The organism is Streptomyces sp. NBC_00154 (assembly GCF_026342835.1).
Taxonomy (GTDB): domain Bacteria; phylum Actinomycetota; class Actinomycetes; order Streptomycetales; family Streptomycetaceae; genus Streptomyces.
The window spans coordinates 151,459-165,869 of the sequence record NZ_JAPEMI010000002.1 but is presented as its reverse complement, the minus strand read 5'-3'; the positions used below and the strand labels follow the sequence as shown (position 1 = coordinate 165,869).

Genomic DNA, 14,411 nt, shown 5'->3' with positions numbered 1-14,411 from the left:
CGCTGCCCGCCCGGCGGGTGCCGCCCGTGGCGGCGGTCATGAACCGTGCACCCCGGCACGGTACTTCGGCAACCGCACCGTGATCTTCATCCCTGCGCCGATCCCCGTCTCGATGACGAGCCCGTAGTCGTCGCCGTACACCTGGCGCAGCCGCTCGTCGACGTTGAGCAGGCCGATGCCGGTGGAGGTACCGCCCTCGCCGCGCAGGATCTGCCGGAGTCGTTCGGGATCCATGCCGGTGCCGTCGTCCTCGATGACGACTACCGCCTCGGAGCCCGCGTCCAGGGCGCTGATGGTGATGCGGATCGGGCTCTCCCCTGCTCGCGCGGAGTCGAGATCTCGGGGAAGGGTGACGGCGCCTTCGAGGCCGTGCTTGACCGCGTTCTCGACGAGCGGCTGGAGACAGAGGAACGGCAGGGCGACGGGCAGCACTTCGGGGGCGACCTGGAGTCTGACCGAGAGCCGCTTGCCGAAGCGGGCCCGCACGAGCGCCAGATACTGATCGATGGAGTGCAACTCGTCGGCGAGGGTGGTGAAGTCGCCGTGGCTGCGGAACGAGTAGCGCGTGAAGTCGGCGAACTCCAGCAGCAGCTCGCGGGCCTGCTCGGGGTCGGTGCGGACGAACGACGCGATGGAAGCGAGCGAGTTGAAGATGAAGTGCGGGGATATCTGGGCGCGCAGGGCCCTGATCTCGGCCTCGATGAGCTGGGTCCGGGACCGGTCGAGTTCGGCGAGTTCCAGCTGTACGCAGACCCAGCGGGCGACCTCTCCGGCCGCCCTCGCCAGCACCGCGGACTCGCGCGGGGCGTAGGCGATCAGGGTGCCGAGGACCCGGTGGTCGACGGTCAGCGGTACGGCGACGGCCCAGCGCAGCGTGCAGTCGAGGTCGTCGCAGTCGCTGTGGAAGGCGGTGTCCCTGCCGCTGGCGAGGAGGCCCCGCACCTGGTCCATGACGTGCTTGCCGTGGTGGTCGCCCTCGCCGTCCCAGACGAGCACCCGGTCGCGGTCGGTGAGACAGAGTGCGTCGGTGCCGAGCAGGGAGCGCAGTCTGCGGGCGGACTTGCGGGCGCTCTCCTCGGTGAGTCCGGCGCGCAGCGGGGGCGCGGCGAGCGAGGCGGTGTGCAGGGTCTCGAAGGTGGCGTGCTCGACGGGGGTGCCGACGTCGCTGGTGCGTACGGGGCGGGCGGTACGGCGGCCGAGCAGAAAGCCGCCGCCGAACAGCAGGAGTACGAGCAGGACGAGTACGGCGTATCCGGCCCCGGTCATGGCTGTCCCCCGGTCGTCGCGGCCCCCGGCGCACCGCGTCCCTCAGTCATCGCGGCCCCGTTCATCGGTGTCTGCCGGGCATCAGCGCTTCCGGGAGGTGGAAACGCGTCATCGCGGCGTTCGTCCCGGGCGGTATGCGGCCGGGCGTGGCCAGCGACACCAGAACCATCGCGAGGAAGCCGACCGGCACCGACCAGACGGCGGGCCAGGCGAGCAGCGTGTGCGGCCATCCTGGCGGACGCACCGCACCACTGACGGTGATGGCGACGGACAGGAACGCCGAGCCGCCACCGAGCAGCAGTCCGGCGATCGCGCCGGGCGGGGTGAGCCGCCGCCACCAGATGCCGAGGACCAGCAGTGGGCAGAACGACGACGCCGATACGGCGAACGCCATCCCCACCGAGTCCGCCACCGGCACCCGGCTGACCATCAGCGAGCCGGCCAGCGGGACACACATGGCGAGCACGGTGGCCAGCCGGAAGTGCCGCACCCCGCGCGACGGCAGGACGTCCTGGGTGATGACTCCGGCGACGGCCATGGTGAGTCCGGAGGCGGTCGACAGGAACGCGGCGAACGCGCCGCCCGCGATGAGCGCGCCGAGCAGATCCCCGCCGAGGCCGCCGATGACCCGCTCGGGCAGCAGCAGCACAGCCGCGTCCGCGTCCCCGCCGTGGATCAGCTCGGGGGCGTACACCCTGCCGAGCGCTCCGTAGACGGGCGGCAGCAGATAGAACACGCCGATGAGGGCGAGTACGACGACGGTGGTGCGGCGGGCGTCGCGGCCGTTGGGGCTGGTGTAGAAGCGGACGACGACGTGCGGCAGCCCCATGGTGCCCAGGAACGTCGCGATGATCAGCCCGTACGTGGCGTACAGCGGATGGTCGGCGCGGAAGACGGACACCTGCTCGTCGAAGGTGCCCCGGGGATGCCCGCTGCCGTGCCAGGCCAGCACCAGGAAGATCGCGGGGACCAGGAGCGCGGTCAGCTTCAGCCAGTACTGGAAGACCTGCACGAAGGTGATGGACCGCATGCCGCCCGCGGCGACGGCTGTCACGACGACCGACGCGACGAGCACATCGCCGAGCCAGCCGGGCGCCCCGGTCAGGATTTTCAAGGTGAGCCCGGCGCCCTGGAGCTGCGGTACGAGATAGAGCCAGCCCGCCCCGACGACGAGGACGCTCACCAGCCTTCGCACCTGTCGCGATTCGAGCCTTCCCTCGGCGAAGTCGGGCAGGGTGTACGCCCCGGAGCGGCGCAGCGGCGCGGCGACGAACACCAGCAGCAGCAGATAGCCAGCGGTGTAGCCGACCGGGTACCAGAGCATGTCGGGGCCGTGCACGAGCACCAGGCCCGCGATGCCGAGGAAGGAGGCGGCGGAGAGGTATTCGCCGCTGATCGCTGCGGCGTTGAGCCGGGGTCGGACGGTGCGGGAGGCGACGTAGAAGTCCGAGGTGGTGCGGGAGATGCGCAGCCCGAAACCGCCGACGAGGAGGGTGGTGAGAACGACGGCGGCCACGGCCACCACCGCGTACGTCCGGCTCACTGCGCGGGGCGGCCTTCCACGAGCCGCGCGAAGTCGCGCTCGTTGCGCTCGGCCCGCCGCACGTACCACCAGGCGATCAGGGTCAGCGGCGGATAGGCGGCGAAGCCGAGGACCGCCCATACGACGGCGGCGCTGTGCAGGGCCTCGAAGACCAGCGGGAGCGTTCCGACGACCACGGCGAGGACGCTGAAGGCGGTGAGTCCGGCGCGCAGCTGACTGCGCATCAGCGAACGGACGTAGGCGCCACCGAGAGCGGTCTGCTCGTCGATCTCCGACTGGGTGCGGTAGCGCGGCAGCGGGCGCACCCGCCGGGGCTCCCCCGTCACCACTTCACGCCGGGGCGTCGACTCTGCGGACATGGGCCCGGAGTGTACGCAGCCGGGGGCGCTCTGGGAAGGGTTCGAACCCGGGTAGGCCCTGGTCAGCGGCCGGTCCGCCGCATCAGCAGGTCGCGCAGCGCGCGGGTGTGGCGTCGGCTCACGGCAAGCTCCGCGGTGCCGATGCGGACGCTCATGGTGCCCGCCTCGAGCCGCAGTTCGTCGATGCGGGCGAGGGAGACGAGATGGCGGCGGTGGATGCGTACGAAGCCGCGCGAGCGCCAGCGCTCCTCAAGGGTGGTGAGGGGAATACGGACGAGGTGGCTGCCGGTGGCGGTGTACAGCCGCGCGTAGTCGCCCTGGGCTTCGGCGTACGTGATGTCGTCGACCGGGATGAACCGGATGACTCCGCCGAGTTCGACGGGTATCTGGTCGGCTGCGGTGTCGTGGACGGACGCGGAGTGGACAGGCGTGGAGTGCACGGGTGCGGAGCGGTCGCCGAGCTGTTCCGCGACGCGGCGCACGGCTTCGGAGAGCCGTTCGCGGCGCACGGGCTTGAGGACGTAGTCGACGGCTTTGAGGTCGAAGGCGTTAACGGCAAAGCCTTCGTGGGCGGTGACGAAGACGATGAGCGGGGGCGCGGCGAACCCGGCCAGCAACTGGGCGACATCGAGCCCGGTGAGGCCCGCCATGTGGATGTCGAGGAAGACGACATCGATGGCGGACGGGTCGTCAGGTCCCGCGTCGACGGCGCTGCCGATCCGGCGCAGCGCCTCGGTGGCCCCGGTGGCGCCCTCGGCGCTGCGGATGCGCGGATCGGCGCGAAGGAGGTAGAGCAGCTCCTCCAGGGCGGGTGCTTCGTCGTCGACGGCCAGTACGCGCAGCATGAGGCCGGAGTGTAGAGCGTGTCCGGTGGAGTTGGCTTGAGTGATTCGCGGGCCGGGTCCGTACCAGACGGCATGCGCACCCCGGAACCTCATCGCAATGTCGGCGCCTATGCACTGGGCGTGCTCGGCGCTGCCGATGCCTTCCGCTTCGAGGAGCATCTGGCCCAGTGTCCCCTGTGCGAGATCCGGGCGGCGGAGTTCGGCGCGGTGACCGAGGTGCTCGCGGAGCATGCGCGGCGGACGCCGCCGGGGGTGGATCCGGTGGTGCGGGCGGGCCCGGAGTTGATGCGGCGTGCGGTGGGTGCGGTGGTGGCCGCGCGGCGCAGGAGCCGCAGGCGGCGGCTGGCGCTGGTGGCGGCGGCGGTGGTCCTCGCGGTGGGCGGGCCGCTCGTGGTGGTCGGTGAATCGGCCGGGCCGCCGGGGCAGGCCCAGGTGCAGCGGTGGGCGGCGGCCGACCGGTCCACGGGGCTGGCTGCCGTGGTGACGACCGGGGCGAAGGAGTGGGGCACGGATGTCGGTCTGGAGGTGTCGCGCGTGCCGTTGGCGGGGGTGTGCGCACTGGTCGCGGTGGGGCGGGACGGCAGCGAGGAGACCGTCACCACCTGGTCGGTGGCCGGCCCGGACGGGAGGCCGCTGTCGATGCAGGGCGGGGCTGCGTTGCACCCGGCCGCCATCGACCGTTTCGAGATCCGTGCGGCGGACGGACGGCGGTTGCTGCAACTGACCCGCTGAGGGCCGGCGGTGAGCGCGGCGGTGCGCTATTTGAGCAGCTTCGAGAGCCGGCGGTCGGCGAGCGGTTTGCCGCCCGTCTGGCAGGTCGGGCAGTACTGCAGTGACGAGTCGCTGAACGAGACCTCTCGGATGGTGTCCCCGCATACCGGGCAGGGTTCGCCGGTGCGGCCGTGGACGCGGAGCCCGCTCTTCTTCTCCGCCTTCAGCTTTCCGGCCGCCACGCCGCTGGAGCGTGCCACAGCGTCGTGGAGCGTGGTGCGCAGCGCGGCGTGCAGCCGGGTGGTCTCGTCGTCGGTGAGGCTCGCGGTCAGTTTGAACGGTGACATCTTCGCGGCGTGCAGGATCTCGTCGCTGTAGGCGTTGCCGATGCCCGCGATCAGCGATTGGTCGCGCAGAGCGCCCTTGATCCGACGGCGTTCCCCGGCAAGCAGCGCGGCGAACGCGTCACGGTCGAAGGCGTCGTCGAGCGGATCGGGCCCCAGGCGGACGATGCCGGGCACCTCGGCCGGGTCGCGCACCAGATACACGGCGAGGCGTTTGGTGGTGCCCGCCTCGGTGAGGTCGAAGCCGTCGCCACCGGCGAGTACGGTGCGCAGCGCCAGGGGTCCCTTGCCGGGGCGCGGCGGGGTGGCGGGGAAGCTGTCCTTCCAGTGCAGCCAGCCGGCCCGGGCGAGATGGGTGACCAGGTGCAGCGGGCCGACGCCGATGTCCAGGAACTTGCCGTGCCGCGCGACGTCGGTGACGGTGAGGCCTTCCAGGGCGGTGAGCGGTGGGTCGTAGGTCTTGAGCACGCTGACGGCGAGCGGCAGGACGCGGACGATCTCCTTGCCGACCAGGTTTTCGTCGAGGAAGACCCGCAGGGCCTCGACCTCCGGTAGTTCGGGCATGGTTCCCAGGGTGCCGCACCCGACGGGCCCGTGCCTATCGAAGCCCGTACACCCGCTCGGCGGTGGTCGCGAAGACCGCCGCCCGCTCGTCCTCGGCAAGGTCTTCGGTGAGGGTGCGGGCCGCGTCGACGACTTCCGCGTAACTCGCCGCGAGCCGGCAGACCGGCCAGTCGGAGCCGAACATCAGCCGGTCGGGTCCGAACGCGTCGAGAACGGTGTCGGCGTACGGGCGGAGGTCGTCGACCGTCCAGGAGCGCAGGTCGGCCTCGGTGACCAGGCCGGAGAGTTTGCAGACGGTGTTGGGGTGGTCGGCCAGGGCCTTGAGGTCGGCCGCCCAGGGGTGCAGGCTCCGGGTGGCGATGGGCGGCTTGCCGGCATGGTCGAGTACGAAGGTGAGTTCGGGCAGCAGGGCGGCGGCCGAGACGGTGGCGGGCAGCTGATGGGACTGGACCACCAGGTCGTAGACGAGTCCGGCGGCGGCCACGGCGGACAGCCCGCGGCGGACGTCGGGGCGCAGCAGCCACTCGGGGTCGGGTTCGCCCTGGACCTGGTGGCGGATGGCGACGAGCCGGTCGCCGCCGGGGAGTTCGCGCAGCGCGGCAAGCGTGTCGGCGATGTCGGGCGCGGTGAGGTCGGTCCAGCCGACGACGCCCGCGACAAGGTCGTTGCCGTCGGCGAGGGCGAGGAACTCGGGGGTCTCCTCGGGGACGGTGACGGTCTGGACGAGGACGGTGGCGTACACCCCGGCGGCGCGGGCCTCGGGCTCCAGGTCGGCGAGGGTGAACGTGCGGGCGAGCGGGGCCAGTTCGTCCCCGGTGATCCACTCCTGGTCGCGTACCGCCAGGTCCCATACGTGGTGGTGGGCGTCGACGATCCGTTCCCGGCCGGTCATGTCACAGTTCCCAGGCGACGGGAAGACCGGCTGCGGCGCCGTCCGACGAGTAGTCGTGCGCGACATCGAGGAGCTCGTCCATCCGGGCCTGCCAGGCGACGTTGACGGGCAGCTGCTCGAGCTCCGCGAGGAGCCGGGCGTAGTCCGCGCACTCGATGACGTGGAAGAGGTCGGTGCCGCTGCGCCAGATCGTCCACGAGGTGGCGCCCGCCGCCCGGATCGCGGTGGTGAGTTCCGCGGGGACTTCGCGGTGCGCTGCCTCGTACTCCTCGATGCGGTCGGCACGGACCTTGGTGTGCAGGGCGATCCTCATGATCAGCGTCCGTCCTTGTCGAGCGGGGCCTCGGTGAGCAGGCCCTCGGCGCGCAGGTCGTCCCAGACGGCGTCCGGGATCTCGCGGGAGAGCAGGTCGGCGGCGTCGTGCATCTCGTCCGGCGAGCGGGTGCCGACGAGCACCGAGGCGACGGCCGGGTGAGCGAGCGGGTAGTGCAGCGCGGCGGCGCGCAGCGGTACGCCGTGCGCCTCGGTGACGGCTTTGATGCGCAGGGCCCGGTCGAGCAGGGTGATCGGGGCGGCAGCGTAGTCGTAGGTCGCACCGGGGCGCGGGTCGGCGAGCAGCCCGGAGTTGAAGACCCCGCCGATGACGACGGAGCGGCCGCGGGCGGCTGCTTCGGGCAGCAGCTCGGCCAGCGCGGACTGGTCGAGGAGGGTGTAGCGACCGGCGCAGAGCACAGCGTCGACGTCGGTGTCGCGCAGGAAGCGGGTGAGCATTGCGGTCTGGTTCATGCCCGCGCCGATGGCGCCGACAACACCTTCCGCGCGCAGTTTCTCCAGGGCCGGATAGGCCGTGCCGAAGGCTGCCTCGGCGTGGTCGTCCGGGTCGTGCAGATAGGCGATGTCGATCCGCTCGAGGCCGAGCCGTTCGAGGCTGTCCTCGATGCTGCGACGTACACCGTCGGCGCTGAAGTCCCATCGGCGTCGGTGGGTGGCCCTTACGGCGAATCCTTCGGAGAGACCGTCGTCCGGGGCCGGCGCGCCGGCCGGCAGGGGGTCGAGCACCCGTCCGACCTTGGTGGACACCACATACGCGTCGCGGGGCCGTTGGCGCAGAGCCTCGCCGAGCCTGCGTTCGGAGAGGCCGAGCCCGTAGTGCGGTGCCGTGTCGAAGTAGCGGACGCCCTCGTCCCAGGCGGCGTCCACGGCGGCGGCGGCCTGCGCGGGATCGACCTCGTGGAAGAGATTGCCGATGCCGGCCGCCCCGAAGGACAGCTCGGTCACCTCGACCGCACTGCTTCCCACCCTGTTTCGCCGCATGCCGTTGCCGCCCTCCCCGGTGATCGCTGTTTCTGCACAACGAATATTCATCGGATCACTTGGGCACGTCAACTCCCCGAACGTCACCATCTGCCACTGGTGCGAGGAAATTTGTCCGACCTATAGACGGACGCCTTCCGACAGTCGGGCGCCCTGGTCCGCCGGCATCAGGGCGAGCAGCTCGCGCAGCTCGTCCTCGGCGCAGCGGGCCAGCCGCTCCAGGTCCGGGACCGCCTTGCCGTCGGCAACCAGACCGATGTGCACCCGGCCGCTGTACGTGGACAGGGCGACGGCCAGGGACTGGCCGCGGGCCAGCGGCGCCATCGGATAGATGGCCTGCAGCGGGCAACCGCCGAGCGAGAGCGCCGAGCGCGGCAGCGGCACACTGGTGACCAGCACATCGAAGAGCATCCGGGCCGCGCCGCCCGCCAGCGGGGCACCGAAGCGATGCGCCAGCGAAGGCAGTTGATCGGCGAGTACGGCGACCGCACCCGCGCCCCGCAGCGGTCCGGCGGCCTTGTTGCGGTCCATGGCCTTACGGACGGCGCGCAGCCGGTTCCACGGGTCGGCCTCGGAGACGGGGAGGCCCAGCAGATAGGCGGAGAGCCGGTTCCCGGTGGCGGCGGTGGCACCGGGCCTGCGCCGGGAGACGGGGACGAGGGCGCGCGGGTCGGCGTCGGGCAGCTGGTCGCCGCGCTCCAGCATCCAGCGGCGGAGCGCCCCGGCGACGACCCCGAGCAGGACGTCATTGGTGGTGCCGCCCACGATCCGGCGGATCCGGCGGACGGCCTCGGCGTCCAGGTCGGTGGTGGCCAGGCGCCGGGTGCCGCTGGAAGTCGCGGTGAGTGCGGGGGCGCCGCGCAGATCGAGGCGGCTGGCCCGCACGACGGAAGCGCCGACACCGAACGCCCGGCCGAGATCCTCGATCCGGCCCAGCGCGAAGCCGGCCACCTGGCGTGGCCCGGGCATCCAGGAGCGGGGCGGGACCGGGCGTGCCAGTCGAGTGCTCGAACCACCGCGGGAGCGGGCCCCGACGGAGGCGATCTCGTCGAAGATCCCGGCGCCGATGGCGACCGCGCGCATTCCGTCGGCGAGCGCGTGATGCAGTTTCACGAGCACGGCGAAGGGGCCGTCGTCGGCGCCGCCGATGACGTACATCTGCCAGGGCGGCAGCCCGCGTTCGAGGGGCTGCTCCATCAGCTCACCGGCGAGCCGGGTGGCCCCTGCCATGAACCCGCCGCCCGCCGGGTCCACCTCGCTCCGGGGCAGCCGCACCCGCTTGACGTGCCGGTACACGTCGAACTCCTTGTCGACGGACCAGGCGGCGCCGCCGACCGGCAGCAGGACGTCCCGTACGCGCATCCGCAGCCGGGGGATCGCGGCCGCGCGGGTGCCGAGCAGCTGAAGGACCGCCTCCGCGTCGACACCTGGCGCGGAGACAGGGGGCGGCGAGAAGACGGCGAGCGCGCCGAGGTGCATCGGATGCGCATCGGTTTCGAGGTGCCAGAAGGCCAGATCGAGAGGTGCCAGTAGCTCAGTGCCCAACGGATCCTCATGTCATCGAAGACAAAGATTGCCGGAGTCAACGACTGCCGCAGTCGCAGTCAATCCCCCTCGATCGGTTACGGTCAAGTACAGACATGTTACGTTCTGTTACTGTCCGGTAGTGTCCCCCGCTCCCTCCACCGGCCCAGCCCCTCCGCCCGACCCGTCATTCGCGCTCCGGAATGATGAATTCGCACCAGACGCACTTGCCTGTGCCGCGGGACTCCACACCCCAGGCGTCAGCCAGCCGGTCCACCAGCATCAGGCCCCGTCCGGACACCCCGGTCTCGCCCGCGTCCCGGCGTCGCGGCAGGGCGCTCGACCGGTCCTCGACATCGACCCGCAGCCGCCGCGCGGACCCGGTGAGCACCCGAGCGGTGACGATCGCCCCGCCGTCGGTGTGCATCAGCGCATTGGTGATCAGCTCGTCGGCGGCCAGCTCGACCTCGTCCGCCCGTTCCTTCGCGCCCCAGGCCCGTACCGCGGCCCGGATCATGTGCCGGGACGAGCTCAGCGCCTCCGGGTCGTTCTGGGCCACGTTCTGCTGGAGCCGACCGCCCGGCTGGGGCGCGTGCGCGGCCTTGCGGCGCAGCAGCAGCAGCGCCACATCGTCCTCACCGCCGCACTCCTCGACCTCCTCGCAGAGCTGGTCGGCCAGTTGCTGGAGGTCCTGCGGACCGTTGCGGATCATGGCGGCCAGCAGCTGCATCCCCTCGTCGAGATCGGCGCCGGGCACCTCCACCAGGCCGTCGGTGTACAGCACCATCGTCTGACCCGGGTCCAGCTCCATGGTGCTGACCGGGTACTCGAGCCCTCCGAACTCGGCCGAAAGCCCCAGCGGCAGCCCGCCCTCGACGGGCATCCTGCGACAACTCCCGTCGGCGTCCCGGACCAGCGGATCGATATGACCGGCCCGGACCAGCTGTATGACTCCGGTGGTCAGGTCGAGCTCGGCGTACGTGCAGGTCGCGAAGCGGTCGGTGTCGAGTTCGTGGAGGAACGCGGAGGCCCGCGCCATGACCGTGGCCGGGCTGTGCCCCTCCGCCGCGTACGCGCGGAGCACGATGCGCAGCTGTCCCATGACGGCCGCCGCGTGCGTGTCGTGGCCCTGTACGTCCCCGATGACGGCGCCGACGCGGCCGCCGGGAAGCGGAATGACGTCGTACCAGTCGCCGCCGATGTCCTGCCCCTGCCGGGCCGAGCGGTACCGGACGGCGATCTGCGCGCCCGGTACCTCGGGGATCCGGCGGGGCAGCATGGCCTGCTGGAGCCCCTCGGCGAGGTCGTGCTCCTGCTCGTACAGCATGGCCCGCTGGAGGCTCTGGGCGATGGAGCTGCCGAGTGCGACCAGGAGATTGCGTTCGTCGCCCTCGAAGCCGTCCTTGTCGCTGTAGAGGAGTCCGAGTGCACCGATGGGCCGGGCCTGGGCGATCAGCGGCAGATAGGCGGCGGAGGTGATGCCGAGACCGCTGATGCGCGGCCACAGGATCGGGTACGAGGTGGCGAAGTCCTCGGCGGACACGATGAAACGAGGCCTGAGCGTACGGATCACTTCGCTCATCGGGTACGGCTCGTCCGTACGGGTGAAACGGGTACCCGGCACGAAGGACCCCGCGGGACCGTCCGCGACGAGATGGATGCGCCCGGCTTCGAGGAGCCCCACGACGAGGCTGGTCGCACCGAGGTGGGCCAGGCCCTGCGAGTTCTTCAGGACCTCGATGACGTCCTGGACGGTACGGGCATGGGCCAGGGCGGCCGTCGTGGTCTCGACCAGGCTGGTGCGGCGGTGCCGCTCCTCGTCCAGCTCCCGGCGGGCGGTGGAGTCGGCCAGTTCCTCGGTGGCGTCCCGGACGATGCCGATGATGCGATGGGGGCGGCCGGCCTCGTCGCGACGGATGAAGCCCTGGGTGTGGGTCCAGCGCAGCGTGCCGTCGCGCCGGAGTATGCGGAAGTACGCCCCGTAGTTGACCTGCCCGCGCTTGAGGGCCTCGGACACCATGGCATCGAGTCGTGCGGCCTCGTCGGTCGGTACCCGAGGTCCGAGGCTCTCCGGCCGGCCGTCGTATTCGTCGGCGTGCAGGTCGAACACGTCGAGCGCGGGCCGGTCCATATGCATGAGGCCGCTGTCGAGGTCCCAGTCGAAGCTGCCCATACGGTTCAGGGCGAGGCTGAGATCCGGGTGGGCGGGCCAGTCGTCCGGGAGTGACAGGGCACCCGCAACCCGATCATCCATGCGGGTCACTCTGCCATCAATTGTCCGATTCCTCGAATGATCCCGATCGCCCGATGCCAGAGAGCCCCGGACACCGGGCACCCTGCGCCGCAACGCTGTTCCGCCGATTTCAGCGGCCCTGGAGCGCCTTCACGTTGTCCCCGAACGTCCACTGCTTCGAGCCGTCCCAGTTGAGCGACCAGTCCATCAGGCCCTTCAACCCGCCGCCGTAGGTGTTCCTGGCCTGTGAGACCAGGTTGGGCGCCATGTAGCCGCCCACGGCGCCGGGCTGCGCCGGCAGCCCCGGGACGTGTTTGTCGTACGGCACCTTGATCGTGGTGCCCTGGACGGTCAGGCCGTTGTTCAGACAGTCGGTCTGCGCGGTGGACCCCTGGACGGTTCCGGCGGAGTACGAGTCGCCGGAGCAGCCGTACATGCTGCCGTTGTAGTACTGCATGTTCAGCCTGGGCCTGGACCGACGACGGGCGAGGGCGCCGAGCGAACCACTCGGCGCGGGAGGCTCCACGGGCAAGGCGCGGCACGGCCCGTGCCCCGCCCGAGCGGTGGCGCGAAAGAGCGCATATCGTTCACTAGAGGTGGTGCGCCGGTGCGGCTGCAGTCCGCGTGCACAGCACCCCGGAATCCGTGGTGGACGGAGGACGGAATGTCAACGGCCAAGAATCTGCTGGACGCGCTCCCGCCCGAAGGGCGCGCGCGACTGCTCGAACAGGCGGCCCGCGAGGTGTCATTGCCCGTCGGCACCCGGATCTTCGAAGAGGGCCGAAAGGCCGACCGCTTCTGGATCATCCGATCCGGACAGGTCGAACTCGACCTTCATGTGCCCGGCGGTCGTGCCGCGGTGATCGAAACGCTGGGCCGGGACGAACTGCTGGGCTGGTCCTGGCTGTTCCCGCCACGCATTTGGCATCTCGGCGCCGTCGCGATCTACCCGGTGGACGCCGTGGAGTTCGATGCCGCGGCCGTCTGCGCACTGTGCGACGAAGACGCCGAGTTGGGCCGCGCGCTGTACAAGTACGTCGCCGAGACCGTGGCGGCACGGCTGCGCGGGACCCGGACCCGGCTGCTCGCCCTGTACGGTCCACAGTCCGGCAACCGGGCGGGTACAGCCCATGAAGCGGACATCGGCCAGGACCTCGCGGACATCTGACCCGCCGCGCACGGTTGCACGCCACCCGTCCTTCCTCCATCCCCTGTCGGAGCGGCACACATCCCCGGCGCCACTCCTTGAACACGTTCAAGAAAGGCTCTAGAGTCGACACCGGCAACTACTTGAACGCGTTCAAGACGGGGATGTGCCGTGTCCGTACTGGTCGACCTGATCGTGATGCTGGGCATGCTGGTCGTCGTACCGGCCGGGCTGCGGCTGACCGGGGCACCCGAGCTCGACCGGATCCGCCGGCTGTGGCCGCTCTTCGCCGTCCCCGGCGCCGTCGCCCTCTGGCTGCCGCGCGGCGGACCCGCCACGATCCTCGCCGGCTGCTACGCGCTCGGGGCCGTACTCCTCGCCCTGCATGCGCCGCCCCGTCTGCTCCGCAAGGTCCGGGCTTCCGCCGCTCACCGCACCGCCGAGATCGCACTGTTCACCGCCCTGGTCGCCCCGTCGGTCGCCGCCACCGCGCTGGTCGCCGAACGCTCCGGGCATGCCCTCTTCGGCTTCGGGCTCGGAATCCTCGCGCTGACCGTGCCGCACTTCCACTTCGCCGGGTTCGCCGCCGCACTGATCGCCGGACTCGTCTGCCGGGTCGCGGACGGCCCGGCCGGCCGGTTCGCCGCGTCGAGCGTGCCGCTGGGCACCCTGCTCGTGCTGATCGGCTACTTCATCGGCGACTGGGCCGAGCTGGCCGGGGCAGTCGTGCTGACAGCCGGGATGTGGACCGTCGCCCTGTTGACCTGGCGCACGATCCGCGGCAGCAGCCGGGACCGGACCACCCGCATGCTGTTCGCCGTCTCGTCCGCCGTGCTCGTGGCGACCATAGTGCTCGCGCTGAGCTGGGCGCTCGGCGAGGCGACCGGGCTGCCCCACCCCACGTTGACCTGGATGGCCGCGACCCACGGTCTCGGCAACGCACTGGGCTTCGCGCTCTGCTCGGTGCTCGCCTGGCGACGGCTCCAGGACCGTCCCGAACGGGCCCCACCCGAGCAGGCCCCACCCGACCGCCCTCGCACCGGGCGGCCCCCTGCCGACCCGGCCCTCAACACCTCGGTCCGCACCGACCCGCCCCTCACCGGCCTCAAGGACAGGACGTCATGAGCACCCTCACCTATCCCGAGGTCGGCGCCACCCGGCTCGGCCCGCTCCCCGACGGGTACCACCATCTCCACCACCGGGTCGCGGTGGGCCACGGCCGCGCCGACTTCGAGACTGCGGGCGCCGCCATCACCGACTGGCGCATGCATCGCACTTCCGGCGCCCGGGTTCGGGCTTCGGCGGCACGTGCCGAGGCCGGGGCCACCGTGCGGGTATCGATCGGTCTCGGCCCTTTCCGGTTCACCGCGCCGTGCGAGGTGGTCTGGACCGCGTACGAGAAGGAGCGCATCGGCTTCGCCTACGGCACACGTCCGGACCACCCCGAGTGCGGTGAGGAGTGCTTCGTGGTGGACCTGGCGGACGACGGCACCGTGTGGTTCACCGTGCTGGCGTTCTCCCGTCCGGTCGGTTGGTACACCCGGCTCGCCGGGCCGCTCGTGCCGGTGGCCCAGCGAATGTACGCGCGCCGGCTCGGCACCGCACTGCGCCGGATCGTCTCGGCGAGCTGAACCGGCTCAGTCGCTCCGCAGCGCCGATACTGGACGTG

14 protein-coding genes and 1 pseudogene are annotated in these 14,411 nt (G+C 71.4%); 4 read left to right on the top strand and 11 right to left on the bottom strand.

Going from position 1 to position 14,411, the window contains the following annotated elements; genetic code table 11:
• Window positions 1–36: 36 nt before the first annotated feature.
• The 4 genes from OHA03_RS37100 to OHA03_RS37085 all read right to left on the bottom strand — a co-directional run bounded on the left by OHA03_RS37100 (window position 37) and on the right by OHA03_RS37085 (window position 4,013).
• Window positions 37–1,266: a sensor histidine kinase gene (locus OHA03_RS37100; protein ID WP_267008419.1), complete on the bottom strand. Its 1,230-nt coding sequence runs from the start codon at window positions 1,264–1,266 to the stop codon at window positions 37–39.
• A gap of 61 nt (window positions 1,267–1,327) precedes the next feature.
• Window positions 1,328–2,809: a cation acetate symporter gene (locus OHA03_RS37095; protein ID WP_267008418.1), complete on the bottom strand. Its 1,482-nt coding sequence runs from the start codon at window positions 2,807–2,809 to the stop codon at window positions 1,328–1,330.
• Entirely contained in the window at window positions 2,806–3,168 is a 363-nt protein-coding gene (locus OHA03_RS37090) for a hypothetical protein (protein ID WP_052189755.1), read from the bottom strand. The genes OHA03_RS37095 and OHA03_RS37090 overlap by 4 nt, the downstream gene beginning before the upstream one ends.
• 62 nt (window positions 3,169–3,230) lie before the next feature.
• Window positions 3,231–4,013, bottom strand: coding sequence for a LytTR family DNA-binding domain-containing protein (locus OHA03_RS37085; RefSeq protein WP_267008417.1), 783 nt, complete (start codon window positions 4,011–4,013; stop codon window positions 3,231–3,233).
• 36 nt (window positions 4,014–4,049) lie between these two features.
• Here OHA03_RS37085 and OHA03_RS37080 point away from each other — a divergent pair, with 36 nt between their 5' ends.
• Window positions 4,050–4,745, top strand: coding sequence for a zf-HC2 domain-containing protein (locus OHA03_RS37080; protein ID WP_323181354.1), 696 nt, complete (start codon window positions 4,050–4,052; stop codon window positions 4,743–4,745).
• Window positions 4,746–4,771: 26 nt separating this feature from the next.
• Here the strand turns inward: OHA03_RS37080 and OHA03_RS37075 are convergent, their stop codons facing one another.
• The 7 genes and pseudogenes from OHA03_RS37075 to OHA03_RS37045 form a co-directional block, all read right to left on the bottom strand.
• Window positions 4,772–5,632 carry an Fpg/Nei family DNA glycosylase gene (locus tag OHA03_RS37075; RefSeq protein ID WP_267008416.1) on the bottom strand — a complete coding sequence of 287 codons (861 nt, stop codon included), beginning with the start codon at window positions 5,630–5,632 and terminating at the stop codon, window positions 4,772–4,774.
• Between the two features lie 34 nt (window positions 5,633–5,666).
• A complete protein-coding gene (locus tag OHA03_RS37070; RefSeq protein ID WP_267008415.1) occupies window positions 5,667–6,524 on the bottom strand; it encodes an amidohydrolase in 858 nt (285 codons plus the stop codon).
• A 1-nt stretch (window position 6,525) separates the two neighbouring features.
• On the bottom strand, window positions 6,526–6,837 hold the full coding sequence (locus OHA03_RS37065) for an L-rhamnose mutarotase (RefSeq protein WP_267008414.1): 312 nt from the start codon (window positions 6,835–6,837) through the stop codon (window positions 6,526–6,528).
• A gap of 2 nt (window positions 6,838–6,839) precedes the next feature.
• A complete protein-coding gene (locus OHA03_RS37060; protein WP_267008413.1) occupies window positions 6,840–7,838 on the bottom strand; it encodes an aldo/keto reductase in 999 nt (332 codons plus the stop codon).
• Between the two features lie 120 nt (window positions 7,839–7,958).
• Window positions 7,959–9,383 carry a wax ester/triacylglycerol synthase family O-acyltransferase gene (locus OHA03_RS37055; protein WP_267008412.1) on the bottom strand — a complete coding sequence of 475 codons (1,425 nt, stop codon included), beginning with the start codon at window positions 9,381–9,383 and terminating at the stop codon, window positions 7,959–7,961.
• Between the two features lie 166 nt (window positions 9,384–9,549).
• On the bottom strand, window positions 9,550–11,616 hold the full coding sequence (locus OHA03_RS37050) for a SpoIIE family protein phosphatase (protein WP_267008411.1): 2,067 nt from the start codon (window positions 11,614–11,616) through the stop codon (window positions 9,550–9,552).
• Between the two features lie 109 nt (window positions 11,617–11,725).
• Window positions 11,726–12,058 (bottom strand): annotated as a pseudogene (locus tag OHA03_RS37045) (carbohydrate-binding protein CenC); the annotation flags it as partial.
• A 201-nt stretch (window positions 12,059–12,259) separates the two neighbouring features.
• Here OHA03_RS37045 and OHA03_RS37040 point away from each other — a divergent pair.
• The 3 genes from OHA03_RS37040 to OHA03_RS37030 all read left to right on the top strand — a co-directional run bounded on the left by OHA03_RS37040 (window position 12,260) and on the right by OHA03_RS37030 (window position 14,373).
• Window positions 12,260–12,763 carry a cyclic nucleotide-binding domain-containing protein gene (locus OHA03_RS37040; RefSeq protein ID WP_267008410.1) on the top strand — a complete coding sequence of 168 codons (504 nt, stop codon included), beginning with the start codon at window positions 12,260–12,262 and terminating at the stop codon, window positions 12,761–12,763.
• A gap of 150 nt (window positions 12,764–12,913) precedes the next feature.
• The gene (locus OHA03_RS37035) at window positions 12,914–13,867 is read left to right on the top strand and encodes a YndJ family protein (protein WP_267008409.1); all 954 of its coding nucleotides are present in this window, start codon (window positions 12,914–12,916) and stop codon (window positions 13,865–13,867) included.
• A complete protein-coding gene (locus OHA03_RS37030) occupies window positions 13,864–14,373 on the top strand; it encodes a DUF1990 family protein (RefSeq protein WP_267008408.1) in 510 nt (169 codons plus the stop codon). The genes OHA03_RS37035 and OHA03_RS37030 overlap by 4 nt, the downstream gene beginning before the upstream one ends.
• Window positions 14,374–14,411 lie beyond the last annotated feature (38 nt).

Bases quoted from the DNA above. Each gene is read 5' to 3' on its own strand.
- OHA03_RS37100 (WP_267008419.1), bottom strand. From the start codon at position 1,266: ATGACCGGGGCCGGATACGCCGTACTCGTCCTGCTCGTACTCCTGCTG.
- OHA03_RS37090 (WP_052189755.1), bottom strand. From the start codon at position 3,168: ATGTCCGCAGAGTCGACGCCCCGGCGTGAAGTGGTGACGGGGGAGCCC.
- OHA03_RS37085 (WP_267008417.1), bottom strand. From the start codon at position 4,013: ATGCTGCGCGTACTGGCCGTCGACGACGAAGCACCCGCCCTGGAGGAG.
- OHA03_RS37075 (WP_267008416.1), bottom strand. From the start codon at position 5,632: ATGCCCGAACTACCGGAGGTCGAGGCCCTGCGGGTCTTCCTCGACGAA.
- OHA03_RS37070 (WP_267008415.1), bottom strand. From the start codon at position 6,524: ATGACCGGCCGGGAACGGATCGTCGACGCCCACCACCACGTATGGGAC.
- OHA03_RS37065 (WP_267008414.1), bottom strand. From the start codon at position 6,837: ATGAGGATCGCCCTGCACACCAAGGTCCGTGCCGACCGCATCGAGGAG.
- OHA03_RS37060 (WP_267008413.1), bottom strand. From the start codon at position 7,838: ATGCGGCGAAACAGGGTGGGAAGCAGTGCGGTCGAGGTGACCGAGCTG.
- OHA03_RS37050 (WP_267008411.1), bottom strand. From the start codon at position 11,616: ATGGATGATCGGGTTGCGGGTGCCCTGTCACTCCCGGACGACTGGCCC.
- OHA03_RS37040 (WP_267008410.1), top strand. From the start codon at position 12,260: ATGTCAACGGCCAAGAATCTGCTGGACGCGCTCCCGCCCGAAGGGCGC.
- OHA03_RS37030 (WP_267008408.1), top strand. From the start codon at position 13,864: ATGAGCACCCTCACCTATCCCGAGGTCGGCGCCACCCGGCTCGGCCCG.